Here is a 26,190-nt window from a genome sequence, read left to right on the forward strand (position 1 = left end):
TGCCGGTGTTTTTCAAGCTCGTTTTCACTCTACACTTTCACCATCTTCGGTTAATGTCAGTAAAGCACCTACTGCATTTTTAAATGAATGGCCAAATTCGGTGATTATTTTCAACCTATTTTCTGCAGGCATATTCAAGTAATAGCAAAATAATAATGAAGATAATGGTGTAATAACGAGGCGGGATTACCGGGACAAAAAGTTAACAAACCAGTTGTGATGCAACTGGTTTTTAGAGCGTAAATCAAGTTAACAGCTCTGATTGAGGCTAACTTATAGCTAACTTATGACGACTTATGTCGTTTCTGCTTGCTTGGCCGCAATATAACTGTCGATAACCCGCTCAAGTAAGTCCAGAGGCATCGCGCCATTTTTTAAGACTGCATCATGAAACTCGCGTAGATCAAACTTATCGCCTAAGCTGTCTTTTGACTTTTGACGCAGCTCTAAAATTTTCATCATACCCACTTTATAAGATGTCGCCTGACCCGGCATTACAATATAGCGCTCAATTTCAGACACCACATCGCGCTCAGCACGGCCGGTATTATTGGCCATATACTCGATAGCCTGCTCTCGGGTCCACTTTTTATGGTGAAGCCCTGTATCGACAACTAACCTTACTGCTCGCAGTAACTCATCCGTAAGACGACCAATATTATCTGCAGGTTTTTTTTGAAACCCTTGCTCATAGGCTAAGCGTTCAGCATAAAGAGCCCAACCTTCGTTGTAGGCGGTAAAAGGGGCAAAACGTCGAATAAGTGGCATACCTTCCAGTTCCATCGCAATAGAAACTTGAAAATGATGCCCCGGGATCCCCTCATGATAGGCTAAGGTTCTCATGCCGTATTTAGGCGTTGTTTTGATATCGTACAAATTAGCGAAGAAGCGTCCTGGACGAGTACCATCCAATGATGGACCTTGGTAATACGCACCTGGTGCTGTTTTCTCTTTAAATTCAGGAATACGGACCACTTCCATTCCCGCTTTAGGGCGAATATTAAATGTCTCACCTAATCCTTGGTCAACTTCATCTAATATTGTTTGATAATCTTTTAGAATTTGTGCGCGGCCTGCATCGGAATCGTCATAATAAAACTCTTTTCTGGCAGAAAACTCATTCATTGCCGCCAAATATCCATTTGAAACATCAACGCCTTCAGCGTCAAAAATGGCCATCATTTCTAGGTGAATACGCGCCACCTCAGACAAGCCCAAGTCATGAATATAATCTGCGCTGTAATCTGTAGTGGTAAAAAATCGCAATGCTAATTTGTACGCTTTATCACCATCAGGCAAACGCCAGTAACCATCGTCAGTACCGGCTTTCGTTTTTAAGGTATCAAAGTAATCAATAAACAGGTCATAAGCTGGGTATACCGCATCACGAATAGCGACATCGGTTTGGGCTAAAATAGTTTGTTTATCTTCGTCACTGATGTCCTCAGCTTTATCCATTTTGGTTTGTAATGAGGTATACAGAATATTGTCTGTGGCAGGAGTCGCGATAAAACCGCGCATTTCATCTAACACGCGATCAATAACAAAACGTGGAGGAATGATGCCCATTTGTTCGCGTTTCTTAAGCCCCAATAAATATTGACCAAACTTGCGATTAACTTCTCCTAATCGTGACAAATAATTGTGCGCATCTTCTAGAGTATTCACTTGGTGAGTCGATTCCATAAAGCTTGGAAAAGCGCTTTGAATACCAAACATTTGGTTAGCGGGATAATTATGATATTGATATTTTTTGAACTCATCCAACATATCTAATAAATACAAGGCCACGTCTTTCGACAGTTGTTGATTTTCATCTAAATCAACATTTTGATATTGCATTAACCCCTTACGAAACTCGACCAATTCATCAAACATAGCTTGATCGTTGGCGGGATCAACATTATCTAAGTGAGCGTTATGACCTGTTATGCCTATTGACTCCAGAAAGCCTAATGACGTTAATGTTTCTGGGTCTTTAAAGGCCATTTTGACCAATGCTCGGTCGAGATAAGCCCTAAATAAAAAAGGTTTGTCTGCATACCATTCGTGTGCGGCAAATCCCCCACCCAGTGTCGCTAGTCCTAAGGTACCTACTGCGATCCATTTTAATGATTTCTTAATCATATCCATTCCTTTTGAAATACCTACATGACGAAAATAAGCATGACGATTATTACGTTAATAATGACAGCCGACATTGTTAACAATAAGTTAACACGCAATAGGTGAGCTTGCAGAATTTTGATATTATTTCAGGAATTTAAACAGTAACCGAGTGTAAATACCCAAACAAAATTGAAGCGAGCAAAGTGGACCAACGATGCCATTTCTCTTACGCCTGTTCTTCTAACTGAATAACATCATTTTTTTCAGCTTGGATGACGATAGCCTTTTGTGACTATTTGACGAGGAAAGGCACTAGGCTTAATCAATGACCAGATGAGTGAATCTTTGTTTTATCAAATTTTATTATCTACCTACAGGGTTAAATAATCCTTATTGATAGTCGTAAAATCAGTGAGTTAATGTTATTTTGCTTCGAGCAATGGATTTCTATCGCCTTAAAACAACAGCAATTAAAAGGATTTAACCCCATGAAAAACACGCTAGCGGCCATCACACTGGCACTTTGCTTAATTCCAGCCACCTCTTTTGCCCGCGATGATATTGGTAATTACTCTGTCACCGATGCATTAAGCACAGAGCAAGCAAACAATAAACTTGGCACAGATATAAGCTTTTATTTTGGCGATCAAGTTTATGGCGAACCTCAGCAGCAATTTGGTGAGTTCAGTACTAGCAAAAAAACTAATGCCTTTAATAAATCAGATCTTGAAGCCTGCCATTGGGTATTTTTATCGGCAATGATTACGCTCAAAGAGCGTGCAATTAAAGAGGGCGGTAATGCTGTCATTGGAATAAAATCTAATTATAAAAACAATCTGACTAGCAGCAATGACACTTTCCAATGCGGTGCAGGCACTTTCGTTGCTGGCGTTGCACTGACTGGCAAAGTGGTCAAATTGTAACCCATTAACAGCCAAGCATTCACCGAATTGCTTGGCGAAGTCTCAATATAATGATTATTTAACCTCAACCAGGGCACAGATGTGCGGTTATTTAACCAAAAATAACGTCATCGCGATTAATTTACGGTATGCTTAGCAAAAATGTTTAACAGCAGCCATTAATGCCCACCAATATCATTACTATGTTCCCTGAGTCGGCCGATAAGTCAGCGACTCCCCTAGCAATAAACTCTGCAGAACAGCCCGTAGCGGTGACGTGTTCAACTTGCCAAGCCTGTTGCTGCCGTCTTGAAGTGATGCTGATTACTGAAACAGGGGTGCCTGATGAGTATATTGATAACGATTCTTGGGGTGGAGAAGTGATGCTGCGGCTCGATGATGGTTGGTGCGCGGCGTTAGACCGAGACACTATGATGTGTTCGATTTACGAAAAGCGTCCGTTAATATGCCGTGAATTTGAAATGGCTGATTATGAATGTATTATTGAGCGTAAGAAATATTTACCGGAATAAATCAACATGACTAAAATATCATCACTACATGTTGCTGAGCGTAAATCGTGGCACCGAGCCTTCACAGCTTATTTTATTAAAAAATCTGCTCCCAAAGCTGAAATAATGTTAACGCTTGCTTGCACTTTATAGCCGTCGGTCTTTATCATAAGTACAATTTTTCAGGGCGAATAACCTTGCTTGTTCCGGCCCATTTCCAGCTTATATTTTACCTTTTCCAGGAGTAACCATGCCAAAAGTCAATCTGCTGTTATTATGCGGCGGTGGCGGTGCTGAACATGATATTTCGCTGATGTCGGCCCGTTTTTTTGAGTCATCTCTGGCTAAGTCAGATAAATTTTCAGTACTTAAATTAGTACTCGACAAGCGCGGACATTATCATACAGAAGACGGTAAATCATGCGATTTAACCAACCGTCGTGAAATCCGTTTTGAAGATGACCGCTCCCCAATATGGCCTGTTGATTATGTTATTCCGTGCATTCATGGTTTTCCCGGTGAGACAGGCGATATCCAATCTTACTTTAATTTAATCCAACTGCCCTACTTTGGTTGTGAGTCAGAAGCATCGAGCAACTGTTTTAATAAAGTCACCGCAAAAATGTGGTTTTCGGCCTTAGGCGTCCCTAATACGCCATACATTTTCTTGCACCAATTAAATGCTGATGCGATTAAACAAACCGAAGCGGCATTTGACAATTGGGGCTCGGTATTCGTGAAAGCGGCCTCGCAAGGTTCATCGGTCGGTTGCTATAAAGTCGATGTGAAAGCTGATATTGCCAACGTGCTACAAGACGCGTTTCGTTATGCCCCTTATGTCGTGGTTGAACAAACGATCCATGCGCGTGAATTAGAAGTGGCCGTTTATGAGTACCAAGGTAATGTGGTGGCAACCTTGCCTGGGGAGATTATTTGTAATACCAATACTTTTTATTCGTTTGAAGAAAAGTACGCCAAAAATAGTCAAGCTCGTACCGACGTAGTGGCAGATAACCTCAGCCCTGAAATCAGTCAGCAAATTCGTGACTATGCGGTAAAAGCATTTAAAGGAATGAAATTACGTCACTTATCGCGCATCGATTTCTTTTTAACCCAAGATAATCAAATCCTCCTAAATGAAATCAATACCTTTCCAGGATTAACGCCTATTTCAATGTTCCCGAAAATGTTGCAAAACCATGGTCACGATTTCACTGAATATTTAATTGATGCGATTGGACAACAGCTTGATTTAACGTAAGCGTTTTACTTAAGTCAGCTCGATAAAATAAACAAAGGCCAGCAAATTGCTGGCCTTTATGATGACATTAACCAATAAGTTAGAACCCTTCTACACCCGCCATATCAGGTAATTCGTGTGCAATCCCCTTATGACAGTCGATACAGGTTTTTTCACCGCTAGCCAGAGACGTTGAATGCATTTGTGATGCACGCGTAGACTGACGAGTGAAATCCATATAATCGAAGTTATGACAGTTTCGACACTCTAACGAATCATTGGCTTTAAGGCGTTTCCATTCATGCTCAGCCAGCTCGCGACGCTTACCTTCAAACTTTTCACGCGTATTGATGGTACCAAATATTTTGCCCCACACTTCCTTAGACGCTTGCATTTTACGGGCAATTTTATCGGTCCAGTTATGTGGTACATGGCAGTCTGGACACGTTGCACGTACCCCACTGCGGTTAGTAAAGTGAATGGTGCTTTGTAACTCTTTATAGACGTTATTTTCCATCTCATGGCAACTAATACAGAATTGCTCACTGTTGGAGAGTTCTAAAGCAGTGTTAAATCCACCCCAAAAAATTACTCCAGCGATAAACCCGCCGATAGTCAAAAAGCCTAAACTGTAATGGACACTCGGACGACGCAATACTTTCCACACCAGTTTTAGTTGCTCAAACAGTTTTGCAAACATAGTCACTCCTAATGCTTAACCGCGGCTTTCGCTTTAATTAATTGTTCAATATCGATAAAGTCATTTTCAACTAGTAACTTGGCATCTAATTGCGGTGCATGACATTGAGTACAGAAATAACGCCGTGGTGATAGATTAGTTAAGAAGTTATTATCCCGATCCATATAGTGAGTCACACTGACCATTGGCGCGGGTGAGCCACTGGTACGAGAATGACACTGGAGACACTTATTCACTTTAAGATCAATTTGATAACCATCAATTTTATGTGGGATAATCGGTGGTTGCATCGGATAACTACGTACCTGCTTAACATCGTTATTGACCACCTTTTGCATCGCAGGTGGTGTCGGTTCGATATTGATTGGTGCTAAACGTAATGTGTCGATTTTGTCTTCAGGTACGCTGGTAGCCATTACACTTACAGAGAAACCTAATAACGCGATAATCGATAATAATTTACCTGTTTTCATGGTCTGTCTCCTTAAGCCTTAACAATTTTTACGGCACATTTTTTAAAGTCTGTTTGTTTTGACAGTGGATCTGTCGCATCTAACGTTACTTTATTAATGAGTTGGCTGGCATCAAACCAAGGTACAAATACTAAGCCAACTGGCGGCTTATTACGTCCACGGGTTTCAATACGGGTTTTAATCTCACCACGACGAGATATCACTCTAATTTCATCACCACGGCGTAAACCACGCTTTTTAGCATCATCTGGATGCATAAAACACACCGCATCAGGGAAGGCTTTATAAAGCTCAGGGACACGTTGAGTCATCGAACCTGAATGCCAATGTTCAAGCACACGACCGGTAGACAACCAAATATCGTATTCTTCATCTGGCGACTCGGCAGCAGGTTCGTAAGGTAATGCGAAGATAACCGCACGGCCATCAGGCTTACCATAAAACTCATAGTCGCTACCGGCTTTAACATAAGGATCAGAACCTTCACGGAAACGCCATTTAGTTTCTTTGCCATCGACGACCGGCCAACGTAAACCATGCTCTTTGTGGTACACATCAAAGTCAGCTAAATCGTGACCATGGCCACGGCCAAAGGTAGCGTATTCTTCGAACAAGCCTTTTTGGACATAAAAACCAAAGTGCTTAGCTTCATCATTCAAATACTTAGGGTCAGCGTCGGCTAATGGGAATTTATCAACGTTGCCATTTTGATAAAGCACTTCATATAAGGTTTTACCTTTAAATGAAGGGTTAGCCGCTAACACGTCAGCTGGCCATACTTCGTCAGTAGTGAAGCGCTTTGAAAACTCCATTAACTGCCATAAGTCTGACTGTGACTCACCTGGGGCCTTGACCATTTGATGCCAGAACTGGGTACGACGTTCAGCGTTACCATAGGCACCTTCTTTTTCGACCCACATGGCTGTAGGTAAAATCAAATCGGCAGCTTGAGTGGTGACGGTTGGATACGCATCAGACACCACGATAAAGTTTTCTGGATTACGATAACCCGGCAAGCCTTCTTCGTTAATATTGGCGCCCGCTTGGATATTGTTGTTCACTTGAACCCAGTAGCAATTGAGATCGCCGTCTTTTAAGCGACGGTTCTGCTCAACCGCATGATAACCCGGTTTAGGCGGTATAATGCCACTTGGAATATGCCAAATCTCTTCGGCACGCTTTCTGTGCTCAGGGTTAGTCACTACCATGTCTGCAGGTAAACGATGTGAGAATGTGCCCACTTCACGCGCGGTACCACAAGCAGAGGGTTGACCTGTCAATGAGAATGGGCTGTTACCTGGAGTCGAAATTTTACCCACTAGCAAGTGAATATTATAAATCAGGTTATTACACCACACACCACGAGTATGTTGGTTAAAGCCCATGGTCCAGAATGAGGTGACTTTACGGTTAGGATCAGCATAAAGCTCAGCCAATTCGATGAGCTTATGTTCTGGTACACCCGATAACTTACTGACTGACTCAACATCGTAATCGGCAACATATTTGGCAAATTCGTCAAAAGTCATCGGCGTAGAATCACCTGCCGTCGCCACGTTTTTGGCCTTCATTTCTAAAGGGTGTGTAGGACGCAAACCATAACCAATGTCGGTAGTTCCCTTGCGGAAATTCACATGCTTTTTAACGAAATCTTTATTGACTTTGTCATGTTGAATAATGTAATTGGCAATAAAGTTAAGCATCGCCAAATCGGTTTGTGGGGTGAACACTATGGATAAATCAGAAAGATCAAATGAACGATGTTCAAAGGTAGACAATACCGCCACCTTAACGTGTGGCGCACTTAAACGACGATCAGTTATACGAGTCCATAAAATAGGATGCATTTCTGCCATGTTTGAGCCCCAAAGCACAAACGCATCGGCCGCTTCCATATCATCATAGCAACCCATTGGCTCATCAATACCGAAGGTGCGCATAAAGCCACCGACCGCAGATGCCATACAGTGACGAGCGTTAGGATCGATATTGTTCGAGCCAAAACCGGCTTTCATTAGCTTAACCGCGGCATAGCCTTCCCACACAGTCCACTGACCAGAACCAAACATACCAACCGCTGTTGGGCCTTTGGCTTTTATGGTGGCTTTCCAGCGTTCAGCCATAGTATCGAATGCTTTCTCCCATGTAATAGGAGTAAATTCACCATGTTTGTCATACTTGCCGTCCGTCATACGTAACATTGGCGTTTGCAGACGATCACGTCCATACATAATTTTAGACAGGAAATAACCTTTAATGCAGTTTAAGCCGCGGTTAACTTCACTTTTTGCATCGCCATGAGTGGCAACGACTTTACCATCGCGAGTGGCAACCATGACGGAACAACCTGTGCCACAAAAACGACAAGGGGCTTTGTTCCATTCTAATTTGGTTTGCTCAGAGCTAGTGATTAGGTTACTTGCACTCGTTGGTAACGCTAAGCCCGCAACACTTGCCGCTGCGATAGCGGCATTGGCTTTCATAAAATCGCGTCTATTCATATTCATACTTCACCTTCTTCAAGCTCTTCACTTTGGTGATACACCATGGTGGCAGTCAACACACCCGGAATAGCATTAATCGTTGATATATCATCCATCAAGGATCTTTGGCTCGGGCCTTCAACGACGACGACTAATTTAACGTCATTATTGGCTGATAACTCAGCATTCTCGATCGCCATAATTTGCTGTCTTACGTCAGCCATTTTATCTGGGTGTACTTGGACAATTAGGCTGGTTACGTGCAGTTCATTGCTCATATATCGCTCTCATATTGTTTATATTTTGAGGATTAACCCGCGCCTGGCGGCCCGGTTAAAATTTGGCTAAACCAGATGCTAAATCCAAGTGCGCTAACCAGTAACACAGATAAAATGGGGGCTAAAAAAACAGTCAAAAAGATAAAAATCTTTAACTCCAGACCCTTTTTGCTTTCGGTATCATTACTCATGGACCCTCCAAGAGTGGGGGATAAAAAGCAACAAATTATCATCACTTTGCTGCTTCATCATTAGGACTCGTGAGAATTTTAGCGCTAATCAAAGAACAAACTATATACTCACAAATTGGTAAAACGAGGTTAATATGATCTAGATCATCAATTTACATAAATCATTATCAAGTTGAGGGTTATTAAGCATAAATATTGATTAAATAAAGACTTACTTACCGATGTTATGACCAACTTCACCCTTTACTAACATTGAGTATAAGACACAATGAGAGGCTTCCCGCGATTAAAGGTTAGGTAATGGTTGATAGCCGGGGTTTGAAATGTGCGCTGAGGCGTTAGTGCTTGAATAAACAAATTTTAATTGCAGTGACCTTAATTGACTAAACAAGACTCCCTATCGCTAGCAGAATTTAACCGTCGCGATGTTGTTGAATTGCGCAAGAGAGGACTGAAATGACACTTGATGTAACATGGCGGCTCGGGTATTGATTATGTAAATGAATAATCACAGCTTAAGATTATAAATGCCGCGCTAAACCGAGTTAAAGATAAATATTCAATCTTGGTTCAAAAAAAACACCCTAGCCAACTCCCTTGAAAAACACCCCCCCACGACTTTCACTTTGCTCGGATGATGGGGTTTTCTCGCCAAATTAAATAAAAAAACCGATACTCAGTATCGGTTTGATATGTTCGTCAGCATAAATAGATTAATTAAGGCGATAACGCAGTACTTTTAATGATTTTTGCTCATCAATATCTGCAAAAACTTGCGGATTAGCAATTCGCTCAACATAAGTTAATGTTGGCGCAGTGCTAGCCACTTGTTGCATCAAAAAATCACAACCTAGCTCGGGCGCATTTAAACATAACAACACTTCACCTTGTGGAGCGAGTAAATCAGGCAGGCGTTTTAGTAGCCGATCATAATCTTTAGTGGCGACAAAACTGCCGCGTTGATTACTGGGTGGATCGGCCACAATCAAGTCATAAGGGCCAAGCTTGGTTAGCTTACCCCAAGATTTAAAAATATCATGGCCTAAATAACGCGCCCCAGCAGGTAAGTCATTTAATACATGGTTTTGCTTACCAATGCTTAACGCTCCTTTACTCATGTCCATGTTAACCACTTCATCTGCGCCGCCTTGCAAAGCGACTACCGAAAAACCGCAGGTATATGCAAATAAATTTAACACTTTTTTATGTTTAGCATGCTGCTTGACCCAAGCTCGGCCGTTGGCCATATCTAAAAACAAACCGTGGTTTTGTCCGCGCAAAAGATGCACTAAAAAATGCGCGCCATTTTCGCTGACCACGTGCTGTTCAGGTACTTGTCCATACAACAATTCACTCAAGGTTTGGCCACCTTGGCGGTATTGGTAGACCAAATTAAGTGGCTCATTTGGGCGTTGTTGTTGCCAAAAATTCACGATTGCAGTCACTAATTCATCGAGTTGCTCGCTTTCGAGCATTTTAAAACTGGTGAGTAATAACACCGGTTTGTACCAATCTAAACACAGATGCTCATCGCCTGCATATAACCCTCCACGACCGTGAAATAAGCGGAAAACATCATCACCTAGGGTCAAACTGGGTAGTACTTGTAAAAAACGCTTCATACACTCTCTTACTTTATCAGCTTATACAATCGATAGGATCAGGCATCAGTGGTTGATGACTTGGCTTTGGCAGCATTGTCGTTATCGTTATCATTTTCAGCGGCATTGCCAACACCCTTACTTGATTCTGTTTCAGTCGCCGCTAAAGTGTCAACTTCATCATTACTCGCAGATCCACTGAGCGTTTCCTCAACATCATCCGATAATAAAATAGCCAACCAACTACCCGATTGACTCGACTCAAGACCAATTTTAACAATCATGGTCAATGGCACTGACAACAACATCCCAACAGAGCCAAGCAGCCAGCCCCAAAAAATTAATGATAAAAAGACCACTAAGGTAGACAGTCCAAGGCCACGTCCCATAAAACGTGGTTCAACCACATTGCCCATCACCATATTGGTACCCACATACAGTAAACCGGTAATACCCGCAGCACCTGGGCCCATTTGGATAAAAGCCAATAACACGGCTGGGATGGCGGCAATAATGGACCCAATATTAGGAATATAGTTAAACAGAAAAGCAATCACCGCCCACAACAACGCATAGTCAACCCCAATGATGCTCAAGCCAATGCCTATCACAATCGCAGTGGCTATACTGACTAAGGTTTTTATCACCATGTATTGATTAACCGAATGTAAAAACTTATCGATTTGCTGGAGTCGCATATCGGGGTCATCTAACGCTAAATGGAATTTTTTAGGTAACGATTGTGCTTCAAATAACATAAAAACTATGGTCAGAATGATCAGAAATAAATTAGCCATGACATTGCCGACCCCAGAGAGCATGTTGGTGGTCATGGATAACGCCATACCAGGGTCAAAGTAGTCGAGCACTTTTTGCTTAGATATCTGAATATTAAAGCTTTGCAGTTTTTCAAGCACCCAAGCAAATTGCTCAATTAATTGCTGACGATACAACGGCATTTGCTGGGAAAATTCATTCACTGAACTGCCAACTAAACTGGCCAGCCACAGTCCCATTAACACAATAAACCCCATTAATAAGATGATCGACAGCCATTTAGGGATATGAAAACGCGACATCAATCGAATGGCAGGATTACAAATCACTGCTAAAAATGCAGATAAGACAAAAGGCACCACGATAGGGCTGGCCGTTTTAATCCCTGCTAAAATAATCACCACGCAGGCCATTACCACAAAACTGCGAACAGCCATGGGGGATTGTTGTATTCCTTTCATAGGGTGAAAAATCCTTATTGTTGCTTATTAAAATGATTCTATATGCTAAGCTAAACCCAGTAACATATTGCAATCTAAGTTAAAAATTATTGTCTATTCATATTCAGCTGATGCCAATATTGGCATTCAACCACTTTCAGGGACTTACTGACATAATATGAAACCAGAAACTGCCATTATACGCATTAAAAACTTACGTTTACGTACTTTTATTGGTATCAAAGAAGAAGAAATTAATAATCAACAGGATGTTATCATCAACGTGGTGATCCATTATTGTGCCGATAAAGCCCGCAACAGTAACAACGTAGCAGATGCATTGAATTATCGCACTATTACTAAAAAAATCATTGCCTTGATTGAGAATAACCGATTTTCTTTATTAGAAAACTTAACGCATCAAACCCTCTCTATTGCCAGTGAACATGATTGGGTTGAATTTGCCAGTGTTGAAATCGATAAACCCCATGCACTGCGCTTTGCAGATTCAGTGTCGATGGAATTATGCTACCAAAAACCGCAGTAGCAGCTATGTTACTCGCAGAATTTGTGATCATTTTTTAAGCTTATCATCGTATATAGCAACATTGAGTAAAGGGGGATTTACATGAGAATACTAATAACAGGCGCAACAGGATTTGTGGGTAAACAATTAGTCAAATCGCTTGGCGAGCACCAGCTGATCATATTGACGCGAAATGTTAGTAACGGAAAAAGTCTTCTTGGCAGCCATCATCAATACTGGCAAACCCTTGCAGACAAACCAGATCTTAACGATATTGATGCAGTAATAAACCTTGCAGGCGAACCTATAGTCAATAAACGTTGGAGCAACAAGCAAAAAAAACTGATCTGCGACAGCCGTTGGGACATCACTTCGGCCTTAACTCAGCTTATCCGTAAAAGCACCAATCCACCGCATACGTTTATTAGCGCCTCAGCCATCGGTTACTATGGCCGACAAGGCAACACACCTATTGATGAAACCAGTGGTTTTAATGCTGAATTTAGCCATGATATATGCCAGGAATGGGAAAACATTGCCCTTCAAGCTCAATCGCAACATACCAGAGTGTGTATTACGCGTATTGGTATTGTACTCGGCAAAAATGGCGGCGCATTGGCAAAAATGTTACCCCCATTCAAGCTTGGTTTAGGCGGCCCAATAGGTAATGGTGAGCAAGGGATGAGTTGGATCCACATCGATGATTTAATTAGATTATTGTGCTACTTACTCAGCAATCCAAACTTACAAGGCATCTATAATGCAACCGCGCCTCAGCCAGTTAGCAATGCAGAATTTGCTAAAGCATTAGGCAGTGCATTAAATCGTCCCGCCAAAATAACCACGCCACCATTAGCACTAAGGCTGGCAATGGGTGAAATGTCAGAATTACTCACTACAGGTCAATTTGTATTGCCAAAACGCACTTTAGCGGCAGGCTTTGGGTTTCAATACCGCGACATCAACAGTGCATTACAACAAGTGATTAACTAGTTTCTATATTAATGGCTAAACCCATTGTTTAATTTTATCGATAATAGGACCATAGCGTCGAGCGAGTGGTCGATGTTTTTTATAAATGACGAACAATGGTTCACTCACGACTACATGAGCTGTTTGCTCAGTGGCAAAAGATGCAATTCGAATATGCTCTGGTTGCGCAAAATGATCTACAGCAAATTGTGGTAACACAGCAAATGCTAATCCTTTAGCTACCGGCACCAGAATTTGGTTCAGTTGATTAACGTAACTTCGGATCGGCACCTGCATCGCTAACGCTTGTTTATCGGAAAAATACTGCTGGGTTATTTGCGACCAATAATGCATGCCGTCGGGGTGGCTGACCATGCCAAGGGCCATTAACTGTTCAAAGGTGACCGATTGATATGAGCACGACTCAGGTAATACCAAACACAATGCTTGTGTGGCTAATGGGGTGACGACCAAATCGTCCATATTAATCGACTGAGTGATAATGCCGACATCAATGGTATTGGCCATTACACTATCGATGATGCGGTGATTGGGCGCCGCTTCCAGTGAGATTTGTAATTGCTTATGCGGTAACTGGTAGTCAATTAGATGGGGATATAACAATAACGCCATCGATCCAGAACAAGCTAAACGACACTCGCCAATGTGCTCATCATCCACCGCTAATTGTGACAAAACTTGCCGTTGTTGTTGCTGCCAAACCAATGCTCGTTGATATAAAATAATCCCCGCCTCGGTTAGCTCAAAGCTTTTCCCTATTCGGATAAGCAAATCAACACCCACCTGCTGTTCAAGCTTTTTAATGTGCTGACTGACACCGGGTTGAGTCATAAAAAGCTGCTCGGCGGTGTGAGTGAAATGCCCTACTTCCACGAGTTTAATGAAGGTGGTTAACCATTGTTGATTTAACATATCGCGCCTCTATTTTACACCAAACACTTGATTACTATCGACAATGAATATCCTTTGTGCAAATGCTAACGTCACTGCTGATAATGAACATTGATAATAAAATGATAATAACAAAAAATTATCAATTTAAGTATTTTTAATAACTTATAACTAGCACACCATCTCATATAGTAACGCTATTAACTCGGGCGGTATAACGGACAACACGACTGCATTGTTAAGAAATTAAGAGGTTAAGAGGTTAAGAGGTTAAGAGGTTAAGGTGAGTGATACATATCCAAGTCGTTTTTCACATATTGGCATTTTAGTTACGGATATAGACGCTGAAGTTACATTTTTATACTGAAGTATAAAACCTGTATCACCTCGTTGAAAAATCAATATTTAATTGATTTAAAGTGAATAGTCTAACGAATGACAAAATAAGGCATTCCCTCCGTCCATGGAGGTCAGATGCAGGAGGTTGAACAACGCAGGACCCGTTGGCGAACAACATTATGCCTTTAAGTCTTCATCTTGATTAAAACAATTTGAATTCCCCCGGCATGACCCGCTAGTTAATACGATTAGTTTTTGCAATCCTCACCAACGCTTATAAAACTCATTTTTAAAATGTCAAACTTTAGAGTGACTTGACTGTGCCTAATTCCTTACTATTATTAAAAAGTTCAAAAAACAAACGATTTAATTAATTATAAAAAAGGAAAATAAAATGAAAAGAATATTAATTACATTAGCTTGCGTTGTGTTTAGTTCTACATTATTTGCTAAAGATAGATTAGAAATTTACGAAGATTACGATCTAGGTACCGAAATTATGGTAATCACTACCGTTAAAGTGGACCCTAATATGTCTGATGTATATTTGGCCGGTCTGAGTGGAAGTTGGGTTAAAGCGGTTAAAATTGAAAAAGAGCTAGGCTTTATCAAAGACTGGAAAATCTATGCTAGTGACTTGCCCGTGAGTGGTGATTTTAATATGTTATTAGTAGTGACTATGGCTAATGGCGCAGACATAGAGCCTAACAAAAAGAAGTATGAAGCGTTCATGAAGAAGTGGAGTGAGGCGGATCAAAAAATGTCTAACGAAATTTCAGCAAAATACCCTGAAGTGAGGACGTTAACGGGTGAATATCGCATGCGTGAGATCATGATGAAATAATTAATAAAGCGCTTTTTTGCGGAGAAGCTAAAGGGCGCTGAATTAAAAATCAAGGCCAATGGCAACTAACGCCGATGAGTTTAAATGGCCAACGTTTAGAGCTTTATCTGATCCAGCGCTTTGACTATATTTATATCCCACTGGAACTTTTGGTAGAAGAACTCGAGTATATTTGCTGTAAATTCAATTTTTTTGTTGCGATCTCAATCCCTATAATGTTTTGCGAGTTCGATACGAGTGATATTTAAATTAGGTTTTAATGCGATTGCCTGTTTTAAACTTGCCGCCGTCTCAACATATCTGCCCGATAGTAACAAATTTCTTCCAAGGTTATGGCATAGGATATTTAGAATGGATAGCTAAAGCATGTTGATAACACTTGATTACTATCGACAATGAATATCCTTTGTGTCAGTGCTAACGTCACTGTTAATAAAAATGATGAGAAAGATTTTTTATTTTACGTATTTTTAATCATTCATGGCCACCACATAATCTTATGCACTCACGTTATCAACTCGTGCGGCATAAGAGGCAGCACAGCGGTATTAAGCGGTTAAATTGAATAATAAATATCTAAGTAGTTTTTCACATATTGGTATTTCAGTTACGGATGTAGACGCTGAAGCTTAATTTTATATTGAAGTATAAAAACGGTTTATAACCTCATTTAAAAAAAATGATTGACGCATTTAAAGCCAATAGCCTAACGGATTACAAATTTTAGGTTAAGTTTACTCACTGATTAATATCGAAGGTTATTGGCATTGGCACCCATTAAAGGTGATGACTTAGCAGACCTAGATTAAAATAGAAAGACCACCTAAAATGGTGGTCTTTTTCATTATCTAATCTGTAATAAATTATACGCTCGCTCACACAAAGTTATCCATGAACCTTAAATCCCCTCACATTCCTATAGTGTATAAATACGCTTTATTTATAAGCACCATCTGCATAAGTCAACTCATAACTGTGGCTGTAAATTTCCAAAATATTACCAAAAGGGTCTTCCATGTAAATCATACGATATGGTTTTTCACCTGGATAATAGTAACGAGGAGCCTTCATACGCTTTTTACCACCCGCAGCAACAATCTTCTCTGCTAGTCCTTCTACATCGGGGTCTTGTATGCAGAAATGGAAGATACCCGTTTTCCAATATTCGAAGTTGTTTTCTGGGTTCTGTTGGTTTTTAAATTCAAAAAGTTCAACACCAATACGGTCACCCGTTGATAGATGAGCAATACGGAAGTGCTCCCAACCGGCACCAAATACGTCAGTACACATTTCACCGATTGCCGATCCATCTTCAACAATCTCCGTAGGCTCCATAATGATGTACCACCCTAGCGTTTCTGTATAAAACTTAACGGCGGCTTCTAAGTCTGGTACTGATATACCAATGTGGCTAAATGTACGAGGATAAACCATGTTATGACTTCCTTACTATTGGGTGGTTAGTTTCAATAAAGAAAGTATAGCTATTATTTTTTGTAGCGTTAAATTTTCAATTAGTATTATTTTAATAATTTTATATTATCAAAAACACTTGCGATGATGGGGGGGTCAATAAAAAAGCGACTAGTTAAGGTATTCTAATCGAGATCTGTAAATATCTACTGGGATAAATCTATCAACAAACTCATAAAATTATCTATTAATCGCACCTTATTTGATTATAGGATCTTAGCCTAAGCAGTGGCATATTTAGTCTGTTAAGATTTATTTTTGATAATTTAGCGGGTAAATCTGGAATGGTTTACACCCGAATTCAGATAATAACTGATGGTTATGCAATCGCTTGGTGGGGATACAGATTATCTGGCAGAGGCGTAATATGACTGCAGAGTCATTTATCACCAAATGAGCGAATTTCCACATCGGTTAAATAACGCCACTCCCCTGCTGCTACATCGGCACTCACAGCACCAATACTTTCACGATGAAGAGACAACACTTTATTACCAATAGCAGCAAACATACGCTTTACTTGATGAAACTTGCCTTCCGTTAAAGTCAGCAATACTTCTTGAGGTGTGATAATGAGCAAATGCGCCGGTAATGTCAGCTCTTGTTCCCCTTGCAAAGCAATGCCTTGTAAAAAAGACTCACAAGCATTTGCGGCTATCGGCTTAGCTAATTTAACCCGGTAAACTTTATGGCATTGTCCAGACGGAGATGTGATAGCAAATGTCCAACGACCATCATCGGTAATAAGCACTAATCCGGTTGTGTCGGCATCTAATCGTCCGGCAATGTGCAACTCAGATGGGCGTTCGACGTCAATTAACGAAAATAACGACGGATAGACACCATCGACATTCGAACAAAGAGTATTGGCTGGTTTATTGATTAACATATAACGAAAAGCTCGAGCTGCAAGCTTTTGACCGTTTAAGCTAACTTCATTATTTTCATGAACCTGAACAGCTTCATTCCTAACAACCACACCATTAACCAACACCTCACCACTATGAATTAGTTGGATCGCGTCATACCTTAATAACTCAGTACTTTTACAAATAAATCGATCAAGACGCATAAATAACCTTAACGTGGGATAATCATTTTTTATTGGCTACTTGAGGGGATTATGCCACAGACGTCAAGTGCTGTTTGTATTATTAGGGGTAATAGCAAACACATTACTCAAGTAAAAAAGCGTCAATAAATGTAACACCGACACTTAACGCAAACCCCATAAACATCATTGCAATAAAAAACCCTTTGTGAGAAAAATTGCTTCCTTTAAATACCAAGTACGATTTACTGATGGTGTTACCGAGTAAAATTAACAACAATAAATTCATTAAATCAATATCCTGTGGATTCATAGACCATTCGGTCATCACAGATACAAGAATGGCATGAGCTTCAAAAAATGACACAAGCAAAGTACTGATCTCTCGCGAGAGACCAAGTTCACTGCCTATAAAATGCATGGCGTAAACAAGTCCGAGGATAAAAATAGATAGCTTAGCAACATTTTTCCAATTTATCGGATGATCAATTAATAGCTCAATATCAACTGTAGGTTGTCCTGATTGCTTGCTTAAAAAAAGTAAATTGGATTGAATCTGCACATATATAATCGCCGTAATAAAAAACAATAATTGCGTGACAAAGGGGATATAAAAAGTAAAAGGTAATTGATCTGCCAAAAAAAAGATAATAAATAGGCATTCCAGTAACATAGAACATAAGGCAAACAACAATGTCAGTAGCAAGTCACGTTCACTTGTTGTTGCAAATTTTTTATCATTCAATATTTGTAAAAAAACTGCCGTGCTGGAAATAAATCCCCCCAGAAAGCCCTGTAACTGGAAGCGACTTCGCTTTGCTAGTAAGTGAAAACTAAAAAAGCTGAATAACTCTAGACAGGCAACTAAAGGAACAATTTTTAATAGCGGAACGTAGGCCGCCACCACAAACAAAGCCGCCAACATGGTCATGTCAAACCATATATGTTTGTCTTTAAAATGATATGAGAGTGGTGTTTTATGTTCCATTGACAATATTTGCCCCTAAAACTAAGTATCATGGTGGACTAAGTCATAAATCATTCAGCTCTTTACACTGTTTTATCACGAAATTAACCACTACACTCCCTGTGATCGGCACCGAGATCTAATCAATATAACGTAATTATACATCAAGCCAACTTAAAAACGATTAAGTGGTTAAACAAGTGCTTGCCTGATTAATAATCCGAAGCTAATGTGACCCGGTATACTTTGCAACACAGCTTGGAGGGTAAGGTAATATTGAGGTCCAACGAGCGTCATCGGTAATAAGTACTAAGCCGGTAGTATCTGCATCTAACCGCCCAGCAATATGTCATTGTGATAATCGCTCAATATCCACTAAAGAAAAAAATGTCGAATATACGCCATCGACATTAGAACAAAGGGCATTAGCAGACTTATTGACCATTAATATCGAAAAGGCCGGCAGGTCAGCTTATTGCCATCCAATTTAATATGATTATTTTCATAAACTTGAGTTGCCCCATCTAATACCACAAGCTCATTAAAGCAGACCTTTGCTTGATGAATACAGCACACGCCTTGTTGCAAAGATAATTCAGCACTTTTACACCCAAATCGGTCAAGGCGCATCAACCTTTCCACGGTGAATAAAAAAATTGGCTCAAGGCTAATTTTCTGTCGCACATTTACCTTAACGCACTAATCTAAACTGAATCGACTAACGTATTAGTCTGCAAACCCAATCAAGACGTTGAAAAGCAATGCTACCACCTCAAGATACCTCAAGAATTATTGAAATGGCTTGGGAAGACCGAACCCCATTTGAAGCCATTGAACACCTTTACGGCTTAAGCGAGTCCAATGTGATCAAACTGATGCGCCTAGCGCTTAAACCTAATAGTTTTAAGTTATGGCGATCACGTGTCAGTGGCCGTAAAACCAAACACCTTAAATTACGTCCTCTAGGCATTGATAGAGGTTATTGTCCTACACAATACAAACCAAGACAAAAAAAGTAACCCGACTAACGAAGTAAAAAAGGAGATGAATCATCATCTCCTTTTTTGGTGCCAACCTAACCGGCTTTGAGCATGTCACTACAGGACATATTGAGTAATTGCCTACAGCGCCAAATACCTAATATCGACACAATTGCCGCCCCCGCAACAGGGGCTAATACCCACCATGGCCAATGCATATAAACCACCAGATCAAACACTTGGGTTTTTAACATAAACAAGGCAAACTCGGCCACAATCACCGCCAACAAGCCAGCAATAGCACCGAGTATGGCAAACTCAAATCCCGTTGAAGCGCGTAGCAGCCAACCGGAGGCGCCAAAAGTACGCAACACGGCGAGCTCTCGCTGCCGAGTCGCCATTCCCGCCTCCGTTTGCGCAACCAACACCAAAGCACTGGCCAGTAACACTAATACCAACACCAAAGACAACGACAATGACACTTGCTCAATGATTTGCCGTAACTGCCGAACAATCGCTCCGACATCGATAATCGATACCGTGGGGAATTGTTGAATTAACTGCAATACCACTTGATTTGCGCTAAGCAGGCTTCCATCGGCCGCCAATTGCGCATCATTTAGATGAAAGCTTGCCATAGAAGTATAAGCAAACGGCGCGAGTGCTTCAGGGGTGAAGATCATGAAGAAATTGGGTTGTAAGGTTTCCCAATGCACTTGCCTGATACTGGCAACCTTAACCGAAAATGATTGATTATCGATGAGGTAAGTTAGTGTATCCCCCATTACAATGCCGAGTCGATCTGCCACACCAGACTCGACCGACACATCATCGCCAGCGAGGTTAAATGCGCCTTCGAGTAAGGTATTATTCGGCGGTAAGGTTTCACGATAGGTTAAATTAAGTTCGCGTGAAATACCCACACGCCCTTCAACACCGTTCTCTGCCTGCTTACCTGAAATCAATTCCTCGTCGTTAATGTGAGTCAGTCGCCCACGAACCACAGGATAAATATCGGTTGCTTTAATATGATTGAGGGTTAAAAAGTCATCAAGTGGCTTAGCATCTTCTGGCGCTATATTGACTAAAAAGTAATTGGGGGCATTTTCAGGTAACTGTTTCTGCCATTCATTGAGTAAATCTTGGCGCAACGCTAATATGGTTAACAGCAATACCAGTGCACTGCTAAAACCAACCAACTGTACTGCGTTTTGCCGCGCACGACGACGAAGTCCGGCTAAAGCCAATTGAAAAGGATTAGTGGTTTTCATGCCAATGCCATGACCAAAGCGGATCATCACAAACCCCAGCACACTCAATAAGACTCCCAACAACATCACCGCGAGTACCACCGTCATGGTCAACGCTAAACTTCTTGAATATAAATAACCCAACAAGGCCATCGCAGCCAAGCTTAATAACAGATGCAACCACATGCCTAGCTGCAAGCCTTCTAATTGACGTTGCAATACCCTTAACGGCGGAATGGCCAATAAACGCATTAATGGATATGCGGAAAACATAAATGCGCTGATCAATCCCGTGCTAACCCCTAATAATATGGGGCGGAAATACGGGGGTGAGTAAGCGGCGATTTCGGCCGGTAAAAAAGCGGTGATCCCAAGGTCGAGCAATACCCCGCCCAGCAAACCAAGGACAATACCCAATAGTGTTACTAACGACAAATGCAGTCCAAATAATACTCGAATTTGCTGACCCGAAGCACCAAAGGTTTTTAGCATGGCCACTACGTCATAATGACGCTGACAATAACGCTGGGCGGCAATGCCAATCGCGGCACACGCTAAAGCAATGCCGAGTAGACTGGCGAGCAACAGAAAGCGCTCAGCACGCTGCACTGCTGAGGCAATAGGAGAATCTCCCGATTGCACATCCACCCAGCGCTGGCTGTTATTCAGTAGAGGTTTGGCTTGCTGTTCAAACGCCACTAGTTGTTCAGCATTACCGGTAAATTGGTATAAATAAGTCACCCTGCTGCCCGGTTGGATAATGCCTGTTGCCGCCACATCATCTAAACGGATAAGTAACACCGGCGAGGAGGCAAACGGATTAAAGCCAGCATCAGGTAAACGGCTAATCTCTTCTGTAAGCGATAACTCACTATTGCCCAATTCAATGGTTTGTGGGAAGCCAAGCAAACCACCTAAACGGTTTTCATACCACGCTTGACCCGTTTGTGGCAGTGCTCTAGTGATACCGTTACTCAGCTCTATATCGCCTTTTAACGGATAACCATCACCTACCGCTTTTACCGTGACTAACTGAAACTTATCGCCCGAATACACCATCGAGTTAAATTGCATGTTCGTGACGTGAGCCAGCCCTATTTTATCTGCCAGTGTCAGCAATTGTGGGTCAAGTTCAACCGGCGAATCAATAATACGATCGGCAGCAATAAAGTTAGCGGCTTCGCCATTAATGGCCACTTGTAAACGCTCACTCACCCGCGCAAGGCCCGTTACTGATAACACCGCTAACGTAATGGCCAATACAATAAGCATTAATTGCCCTTGAGCCAGTTCTCGTTTAAACAATCGCCACGCAATTTGCCATTCCATTAATTAACCTCCGCTAAAGGCTGTGAATGCTTATGTTCGGTCACACTGGTATCTAAATAGGGTTCTGACAAATGACCATTTTCCATTACTAATTGCCGAGCACAACGTTTGGCCAAATGTAAATCATGGGTCACCAGCACAAGCGTAGTATCACTCTCTTGATTGAGTGCAAATAACATATCAGCGATTTTATCACCGTTAACACTGTCTAAATTACCTGTCGGTTCATCTGCAAACAGGACTTTGGGTTCACAAATAAACGCCCGTGCGATGGCGACACGTTGCTGCTCCCCACCGGACAATTGTTTGGGTAAATGATTTAATCGATGAGATAAACCGACTCGGTCGAGCATCGATTGGGCTTTTTGGTTGGCATCTTTCACCCCAGCAAGCTCAGCAGGTAACATCACGTTTTCTAGGGCCGTTAACGTATCGACCAACATAAATGACTGAAAGATAAAACTGACTTTTTGTTTACGTAGCGCAGCTTTTTGCTCTTCATTTAAGCCTGATAATGCTACGCCATCTAATACAATTTCACCTGAGGTAGGCGTATCTAACGCCGCAAGTAATCCCAATAGTGTCGACTTACCTGAACCTGATGGTCCCAAAATGGCTATACTGTCTCCTTGCTTGACTTCTATATTAATGCCGTTGAGGATAGTCAACTCTCCCTCTTGGGTCACGACAGTTTTATTGAGGTTAGTTACAGTAATGGCACTGATATTTCGATCGATATTATTAGACATACAATCCTTCTTATATTCGTCACTTAAACGCGTACTTACTAGCGTGCTTTTAGTGATAATGATGTGCGCACCAACCTATGCTGCCACGATTCTGATATTAGGTGATAGTTTAAGTGCAGGCTATGGTATGGCAGAAAACCAAGGCTGGGTACAATTACTCCGTGATGAACTGCCAAACGCCCACATTATTAACGGTTCGGTGAGTGGTGAAACCACCGCGGGTGGATTACGTAGACTCCCGAGTTTACTGGGGTCAAGCCAACCCGATCTAATTATAATTGCGTTAGGAGGCAATGATGGCCTGCGTGGTTTTCCACCCGATAAATTGAAATCAAATCTTACAAAAATCATTAACCTATCCCAGCAACATGGCGCCAAAGTCTTACTGACTGAAATCATGGTGCCACCCAATTACGGTCCCCGATATACCAGCTCTTTTACTCAGACTTACCATCAATTAGCCGAAGAATACGCGATTAAGCTGATACCGTTTTTTATGCAAGATATCGCCATCGATAAAACATTAATGCAACGCGACGGCATTCATCCTAATGAACAGGCTCAACCGATGATTACGCAGTGGATGTTACCTTGGATCACTCAGGCACTAGTAGAGTAAATCGCTCAGTTTGTTTGACTTTAGCTCAAAATGTTAATTTTTTTTTAATAAAGTGATCGAAAGTCATTTTAATTTAAGCTCCAATGTTTAAAATGAGCACAGCTAGCACATTAGATAACCATGAATAATTAACAGTGAATAAATAACAATAAATAAATAACGATAAACTTTAGACAACAACTAAGGCAATAAGGAAATAATATGTCCGTCAGTCGTCAAAAAAAAGTATACTTGCCAACCGCAACACGTAAAAATCAATACATTACCATTGGTTTCCCGTTAACCGATGAATATCTTAACGCATACAGTGATTTAGAAAATTGTTACGATGAATTCAGTAAATTAGTTTATCAATTAGCTGAAAAGCAAGAATTGTACAACGTCCACGTTGTCACCACCGACAAATTACCTATGGTACGCTTCCACAACGAAGCCTATTGCTTAAACTCAGAAGAGCAATTACGTTTTTTCTATAATCCAGCCCATCATGAAGCAAACAGTTTGCACAGCGTTGCAGGTTTTCGAGCCAGAAAGCTCAGAATTGTATTTTTAGCCACAGGTAAAGATCTTCGTAGCCATTCAGCTGAATTCCATTCTCATGTGCAAAAATTTATTGCTGAGTTAAAACCGTTATTACCCGTCAAAGATGTACCGATTAAAGTGCGTGACCACCAGCATCTTTCATATGACTTTTTTGCAAAATCCAAGGGGCTCAAAGAAACATACGGCTATAAATTACGCGCAGTAGACAGCCGCTATCATCGTCGTCACTGCGAGCTACCAGACGATGTGAGCACGCTTAATTATGTCACCATTAACATTCCGGTTGAGCGTCGTATCAAAAAGCAATTGCTTGCAAATGATACAACTGATTTTTCAAGTCTGTATAAAAATTTATGCGATAAGTTTTTCAAAGCGACAAGCAGTAAGCAGTTAAATCGTGTTGCTGTTGTTGCTAACGGTAAGTTGCCACTTGTACGTAACAGTAAGTATGAGCAATTAACCAGCACCAACGAGTTTCAGATGATCGGGTTTGACCCTCACACTGAATCACCTGAACCTATTTGCCACTGGGATGCCAATAAGCTTGTAGATGCTTTCCGGTTTGTCATTGTAGCGGGTAAAAGTGATGAAACAGACGAAGGTTATGGCCGCTTCATGAACCAAGTAGAAGACGCTTTACGTCTCTTTACTAATGAGCTAGACATCGATAAAGAACATGCAGATGTTATTTTACGTTTTCATCAACACATCAGTTACAAAGCCTAATCATATTGAGGTTTTTCTAGCATAAAAAAACGACAGCATGAGCTGTCGTTTTTTGATCTATCCAATCACTCACAATGTAATGCTACACCGACTGGTTACGCTCAGCTAAACGATTCATCACGGTATTTACTGATAATGATGCACCATGGGCAATTTTATCAGCCAGCTTTTTCTTCATTTGATACTTTATTTTGATCACTTGATGGGTCTTAACTAAAGTTAAAATCACATCATCACTGGTAGATACTTCATCAATTAACCCTAAATCAATGGCTTGTTGTCCATACCAATGTTCGCCTGTTGCCACTTTGGCAATGTCCATATTGGGACGGTAACGGCCAACAAACTCTTTAAATAATACATGAGTTTCTTCGAGTTCTTGTTGGAACTTAGCTCTGCCTTCATCGGTATTCTCACCAAAAATGGTTAAGGTACGCTTAAAGTCACCGGCAGTGTGCTGCTCATAGTCAATATCATGCTTTTTAAGCAAGCGATTAAAGTTAGGAACCTGTGCCACTACGCCAATAGAACCGACAATCGCAAAAGGAGCGGCATACACCTTGTTTGCCACACACGCCATCATGTAACCCCCACTCGCCGCCACTTTATCCACGCAGATAGACAACAGAATATTAGCTTGACGCAAGCGATCTAATTGGCTTGAAGCTAGACCATATCCATGAACCATACCGCCACCACTTTCAACATTCACCAACACTTGGTCATCTTTATCAGCAATGGTTAGAATAGCGGTGACTTCTTCACGTAATGACGCGACTTCATTGGCATCAATACTGCCTTTAAAATCAATAACGAACACTTTGCCTTTGGTTAAAGCTTGTTTTTCAGCGGCTTTTTCGTCTGCTTTCACTTGCTTTTCATAGGCTTTAAATTGCTTTTTAGGCAGTAACTCTTCTTTTAACTGGTGCTTAAGTTGCAGCAGCTCATCTGAAATATCAGTCAGTCTTAACTCACCTTTATCAGATTTGTTTTTCATGCTGCTAGCCAGTACAAATATTACTACCGCTAAAATAGCGACAACAATTGTTACCGCTTTTGCTAAAAACAGGCCGTATTCATATAAAAATTCCAAATTTCGCTCCATACAGGGATGACAATCTGCGGTATTTTAACAGCAATAACCAATAAGTAGACAATAAAAAACCCAGCTAATTGCTGGGTTTTTTAAGATATTACATACTAA

At 41.1% G+C, this 26,190-nt stretch carries 24 protein-coding genes; 9 read left to right on the top strand and 15 right to left on the bottom strand.

The features are described 5' to 3' along the window. Positions 1 to 294 precede the first annotated feature (294 nt). Positions 295 to 2,127 (bottom strand): DUF885 domain-containing protein, encoded by a 1,833-nt coding sequence (locus AAEY93_RS02440; protein ID WP_351074779.1) that lies wholly within the window; start codon positions 2,125 to 2,127, stop codon positions 295 to 297. Positions 2,128 to 2,597: 470 nt separating this feature from the next. Here AAEY93_RS02440 and AAEY93_RS02445 point away from each other — a divergent pair, with 470 nt between their 5' ends. From AAEY93_RS02445 to AAEY93_RS02455, 3 genes are all read left to right on the top strand, one after another. After that, positions 2,598 to 3,032, top strand: a complete 435-nt coding sequence (locus tag AAEY93_RS02445; protein WP_101034634.1) for an excinuclease — start codon at positions 2,598 to 2,600, stop codon at positions 3,030 to 3,032. A gap of 161 nt (positions 3,033 to 3,193) precedes the next feature. Then, on the top strand, positions 3,194 to 3,544 hold the full coding sequence (locus AAEY93_RS02450; protein ID WP_206191863.1) for a YkgJ family cysteine cluster protein: 351 nt from the start codon (positions 3,194 to 3,196) through the stop codon (positions 3,542 to 3,544). Positions 3,545 to 3,773: 229 nt separating this feature from the next. Then, complete coding sequence (locus AAEY93_RS02455; protein WP_124013358.1) at positions 3,774 to 4,784, top strand: D-alanine--D-alanine ligase; 1,011 nt, start codon at positions 3,774 to 3,776, stop codon at positions 4,782 to 4,784. A 79-nt stretch (positions 4,785 to 4,863) separates the two neighbouring features. Here AAEY93_RS02455 and AAEY93_RS02460 read toward each other — a convergent pair whose 3' ends face one another. The 7 genes from AAEY93_RS02460 to AAEY93_RS02490 all read right to left on the bottom strand — a co-directional run bounded on the left by AAEY93_RS02460 (position 4,864) and on the right by AAEY93_RS02490 (position 11,727). Beyond that, positions 4,864 to 5,463: a cytochrome c3 family protein gene (locus tag AAEY93_RS02460; RefSeq protein WP_435805856.1), complete on the bottom strand. Its 600-nt coding sequence runs from the start codon at positions 5,461 to 5,463 to the stop codon at positions 4,864 to 4,866. Between the two features lie 8 nt (positions 5,464 to 5,471). Beyond that, positions 5,472 to 5,936 carry a nitrate reductase cytochrome c-type subunit gene (locus AAEY93_RS02465; RefSeq protein WP_101030360.1) on the bottom strand — a complete coding sequence of 155 codons (465 nt, stop codon included), beginning with the start codon at positions 5,934 to 5,936 and terminating at the stop codon, positions 5,472 to 5,474. 11 nt (positions 5,937 to 5,947) lie between these two features. After that, a complete protein-coding gene (napA, locus tag AAEY93_RS02470; RefSeq protein WP_124013417.1) occupies positions 5,948 to 8,437 on the bottom strand; it encodes a nitrate reductase catalytic subunit NapA in 2,490 nt (829 codons plus the stop codon). 2 nt (positions 8,438 to 8,439) lie between these two features. After that, a complete protein-coding gene (locus AAEY93_RS02475; protein WP_101030359.1) occupies positions 8,440 to 8,697 on the bottom strand; it encodes a chaperone NapD in 258 nt (85 codons plus the stop codon). 32 nt (positions 8,698 to 8,729) lie between these two features. Then, positions 8,730 to 8,888, bottom strand: coding sequence for a periplasmic nitrate reductase, NapE protein (locus tag AAEY93_RS02480; protein WP_101030358.1), 159 nt, complete (start codon positions 8,886 to 8,888; stop codon positions 8,730 to 8,732). Positions 8,889 to 9,601: 713 nt separating this feature from the next. After that, positions 9,602 to 10,510, bottom strand: a complete 909-nt coding sequence (locus tag AAEY93_RS02485; RefSeq protein ID WP_351074783.1) for a class I SAM-dependent methyltransferase — start codon at positions 10,508 to 10,510, stop codon at positions 9,602 to 9,604. Between the two features lie 38 nt (positions 10,511 to 10,548). Beyond that, a complete protein-coding gene (locus tag AAEY93_RS02490; protein ID WP_351074785.1) occupies positions 10,549 to 11,727 on the bottom strand; it encodes an AI-2E family transporter in 1,179 nt (392 codons plus the stop codon). 157 nt (positions 11,728 to 11,884) lie between these two features. Between AAEY93_RS02490 and folX the strand changes: the two genes are divergently transcribed. Continuing rightward, the gene (gene folX, locus AAEY93_RS02495) at positions 11,885 to 12,253 is read left to right on the top strand and encodes a dihydroneopterin triphosphate 2'-epimerase (RefSeq protein WP_101030355.1); all 369 of its coding nucleotides are present in this window, start codon (positions 11,885 to 11,887) and stop codon (positions 12,251 to 12,253) included. A gap of 81 nt (positions 12,254 to 12,334) precedes the next feature. Next, entirely contained in the window at positions 12,335 to 13,225 is an 891-nt protein-coding gene (locus AAEY93_RS02500; RefSeq protein WP_351074788.1) for a TIGR01777 family oxidoreductase, read from the top strand. A 15-nt stretch (positions 13,226 to 13,240) separates the two neighbouring features. Here the strand turns inward: AAEY93_RS02500 and AAEY93_RS02505 are convergent, their stop codons facing one another. Continuing rightward, entirely contained in the window at positions 13,241 to 14,137 is an 897-nt protein-coding gene (locus AAEY93_RS02505; protein ID WP_124013362.1) for a LysR family transcriptional regulator, read from the bottom strand. Positions 14,138 to 14,849: 712 nt separating this feature from the next. Between AAEY93_RS02505 and AAEY93_RS02510 the strand changes: the two genes are divergently transcribed. Continuing rightward, positions 14,850 to 15,299, top strand: a complete 450-nt coding sequence (locus AAEY93_RS02510) for a hypothetical protein (protein WP_101030352.1) — start codon at positions 14,850 to 14,852, stop codon at positions 15,297 to 15,299. A gap of 936 nt (positions 15,300 to 16,235) precedes the next feature. Here AAEY93_RS02510 and AAEY93_RS02515 read toward each other — a convergent pair. The 3 genes from AAEY93_RS02515 to AAEY93_RS02525 form a co-directional block, all read right to left on the bottom strand. Continuing rightward, a complete protein-coding gene (locus tag AAEY93_RS02515; protein ID WP_351074791.1) occupies positions 16,236 to 16,733 on the bottom strand; it encodes a lactoylglutathione lyase family protein in 498 nt (165 codons plus the stop codon). Between the two features lie 418 nt (positions 16,734 to 17,151). Beyond that, a complete protein-coding gene (locus AAEY93_RS02520) occupies positions 17,152 to 17,844 on the bottom strand; it encodes a pseudouridine synthase (RefSeq protein ID WP_351074793.1) in 693 nt (230 codons plus the stop codon). Positions 17,845 to 17,947: 103 nt separating this feature from the next. Continuing rightward, the gene (locus tag AAEY93_RS02525) at positions 17,948 to 18,811 is read right to left on the bottom strand and encodes a DUF4010 domain-containing protein (protein WP_351074795.1); all 864 of its coding nucleotides are present in this window, start codon (positions 18,809 to 18,811) and stop codon (positions 17,948 to 17,950) included. Between the two features lie 740 nt (positions 18,812 to 19,551). Between AAEY93_RS02525 and AAEY93_RS02530 the strand changes: the two genes are divergently transcribed. Further along, positions 19,552 to 19,809, top strand: a complete 258-nt coding sequence (locus AAEY93_RS02530; protein ID WP_101030347.1) for a TIGR03643 family protein — start codon at positions 19,552 to 19,554, stop codon at positions 19,807 to 19,809. A 56-nt stretch (positions 19,810 to 19,865) separates the two neighbouring features. Here the strand turns inward: AAEY93_RS02530 and AAEY93_RS02535 are convergent, their stop codons facing one another. Beyond that, on the bottom strand, positions 19,866 to 22,349 hold the full coding sequence (locus AAEY93_RS02535) for an ABC transporter permease (RefSeq protein ID WP_351074797.1): 2,484 nt from the start codon (positions 22,347 to 22,349) through the stop codon (positions 19,866 to 19,868). Next, entirely contained in the window at positions 22,349 to 23,098 is a 750-nt protein-coding gene (locus AAEY93_RS02540) for an ABC transporter ATP-binding protein (protein ID WP_101030345.1), read from the bottom strand. Before AAEY93_RS02540 ends, AAEY93_RS02535 begins: the two co-directional genes overlap by 1 nt. Positions 23,099 to 23,159: 61 nt before the next feature. On the opposite strand from AAEY93_RS02540, the gene AAEY93_RS02545 reads away from it, so the two are divergent. Together AAEY93_RS02545 and AAEY93_RS02550 are read left to right on the top strand one after the other, a co-directional pair. Then, positions 23,160 to 23,717 carry an arylesterase gene (locus tag AAEY93_RS02545; RefSeq protein WP_351074889.1) on the top strand — a complete coding sequence of 186 codons (558 nt, stop codon included), beginning with the start codon at positions 23,160 to 23,162 and terminating at the stop codon, positions 23,715 to 23,717. Between the two features lie 201 nt (positions 23,718 to 23,918). Beyond that, positions 23,919 to 24,986 carry a DUF3083 family protein gene (locus AAEY93_RS02550; protein WP_101030343.1) on the top strand — a complete coding sequence of 356 codons (1,068 nt, stop codon included), beginning with the start codon at positions 23,919 to 23,921 and terminating at the stop codon, positions 24,984 to 24,986. An 82-nt stretch (positions 24,987 to 25,068) separates the two neighbouring features. Here the strand turns inward: AAEY93_RS02550 and sohB are convergent, their stop codons facing one another. Beyond that, on the bottom strand, positions 25,069 to 26,079 hold the full coding sequence (gene sohB / locus AAEY93_RS02555; protein ID WP_164839466.1) for a protease SohB: 1,011 nt from the start codon (positions 26,077 to 26,079) through the stop codon (positions 25,069 to 25,071). Between the last annotated feature and the right edge of the window lie 111 nt (positions 26,080 to 26,190).

The sequence above is a fragment of the Shewanella sp. CAL98-MNA-CIBAN-0140 genome (assembly GCF_040309905.1).
Lineage (GTDB): Bacteria > Pseudomonadota > Gammaproteobacteria > Enterobacterales > Shewanellaceae > Shewanella > Shewanella psychromarinicola.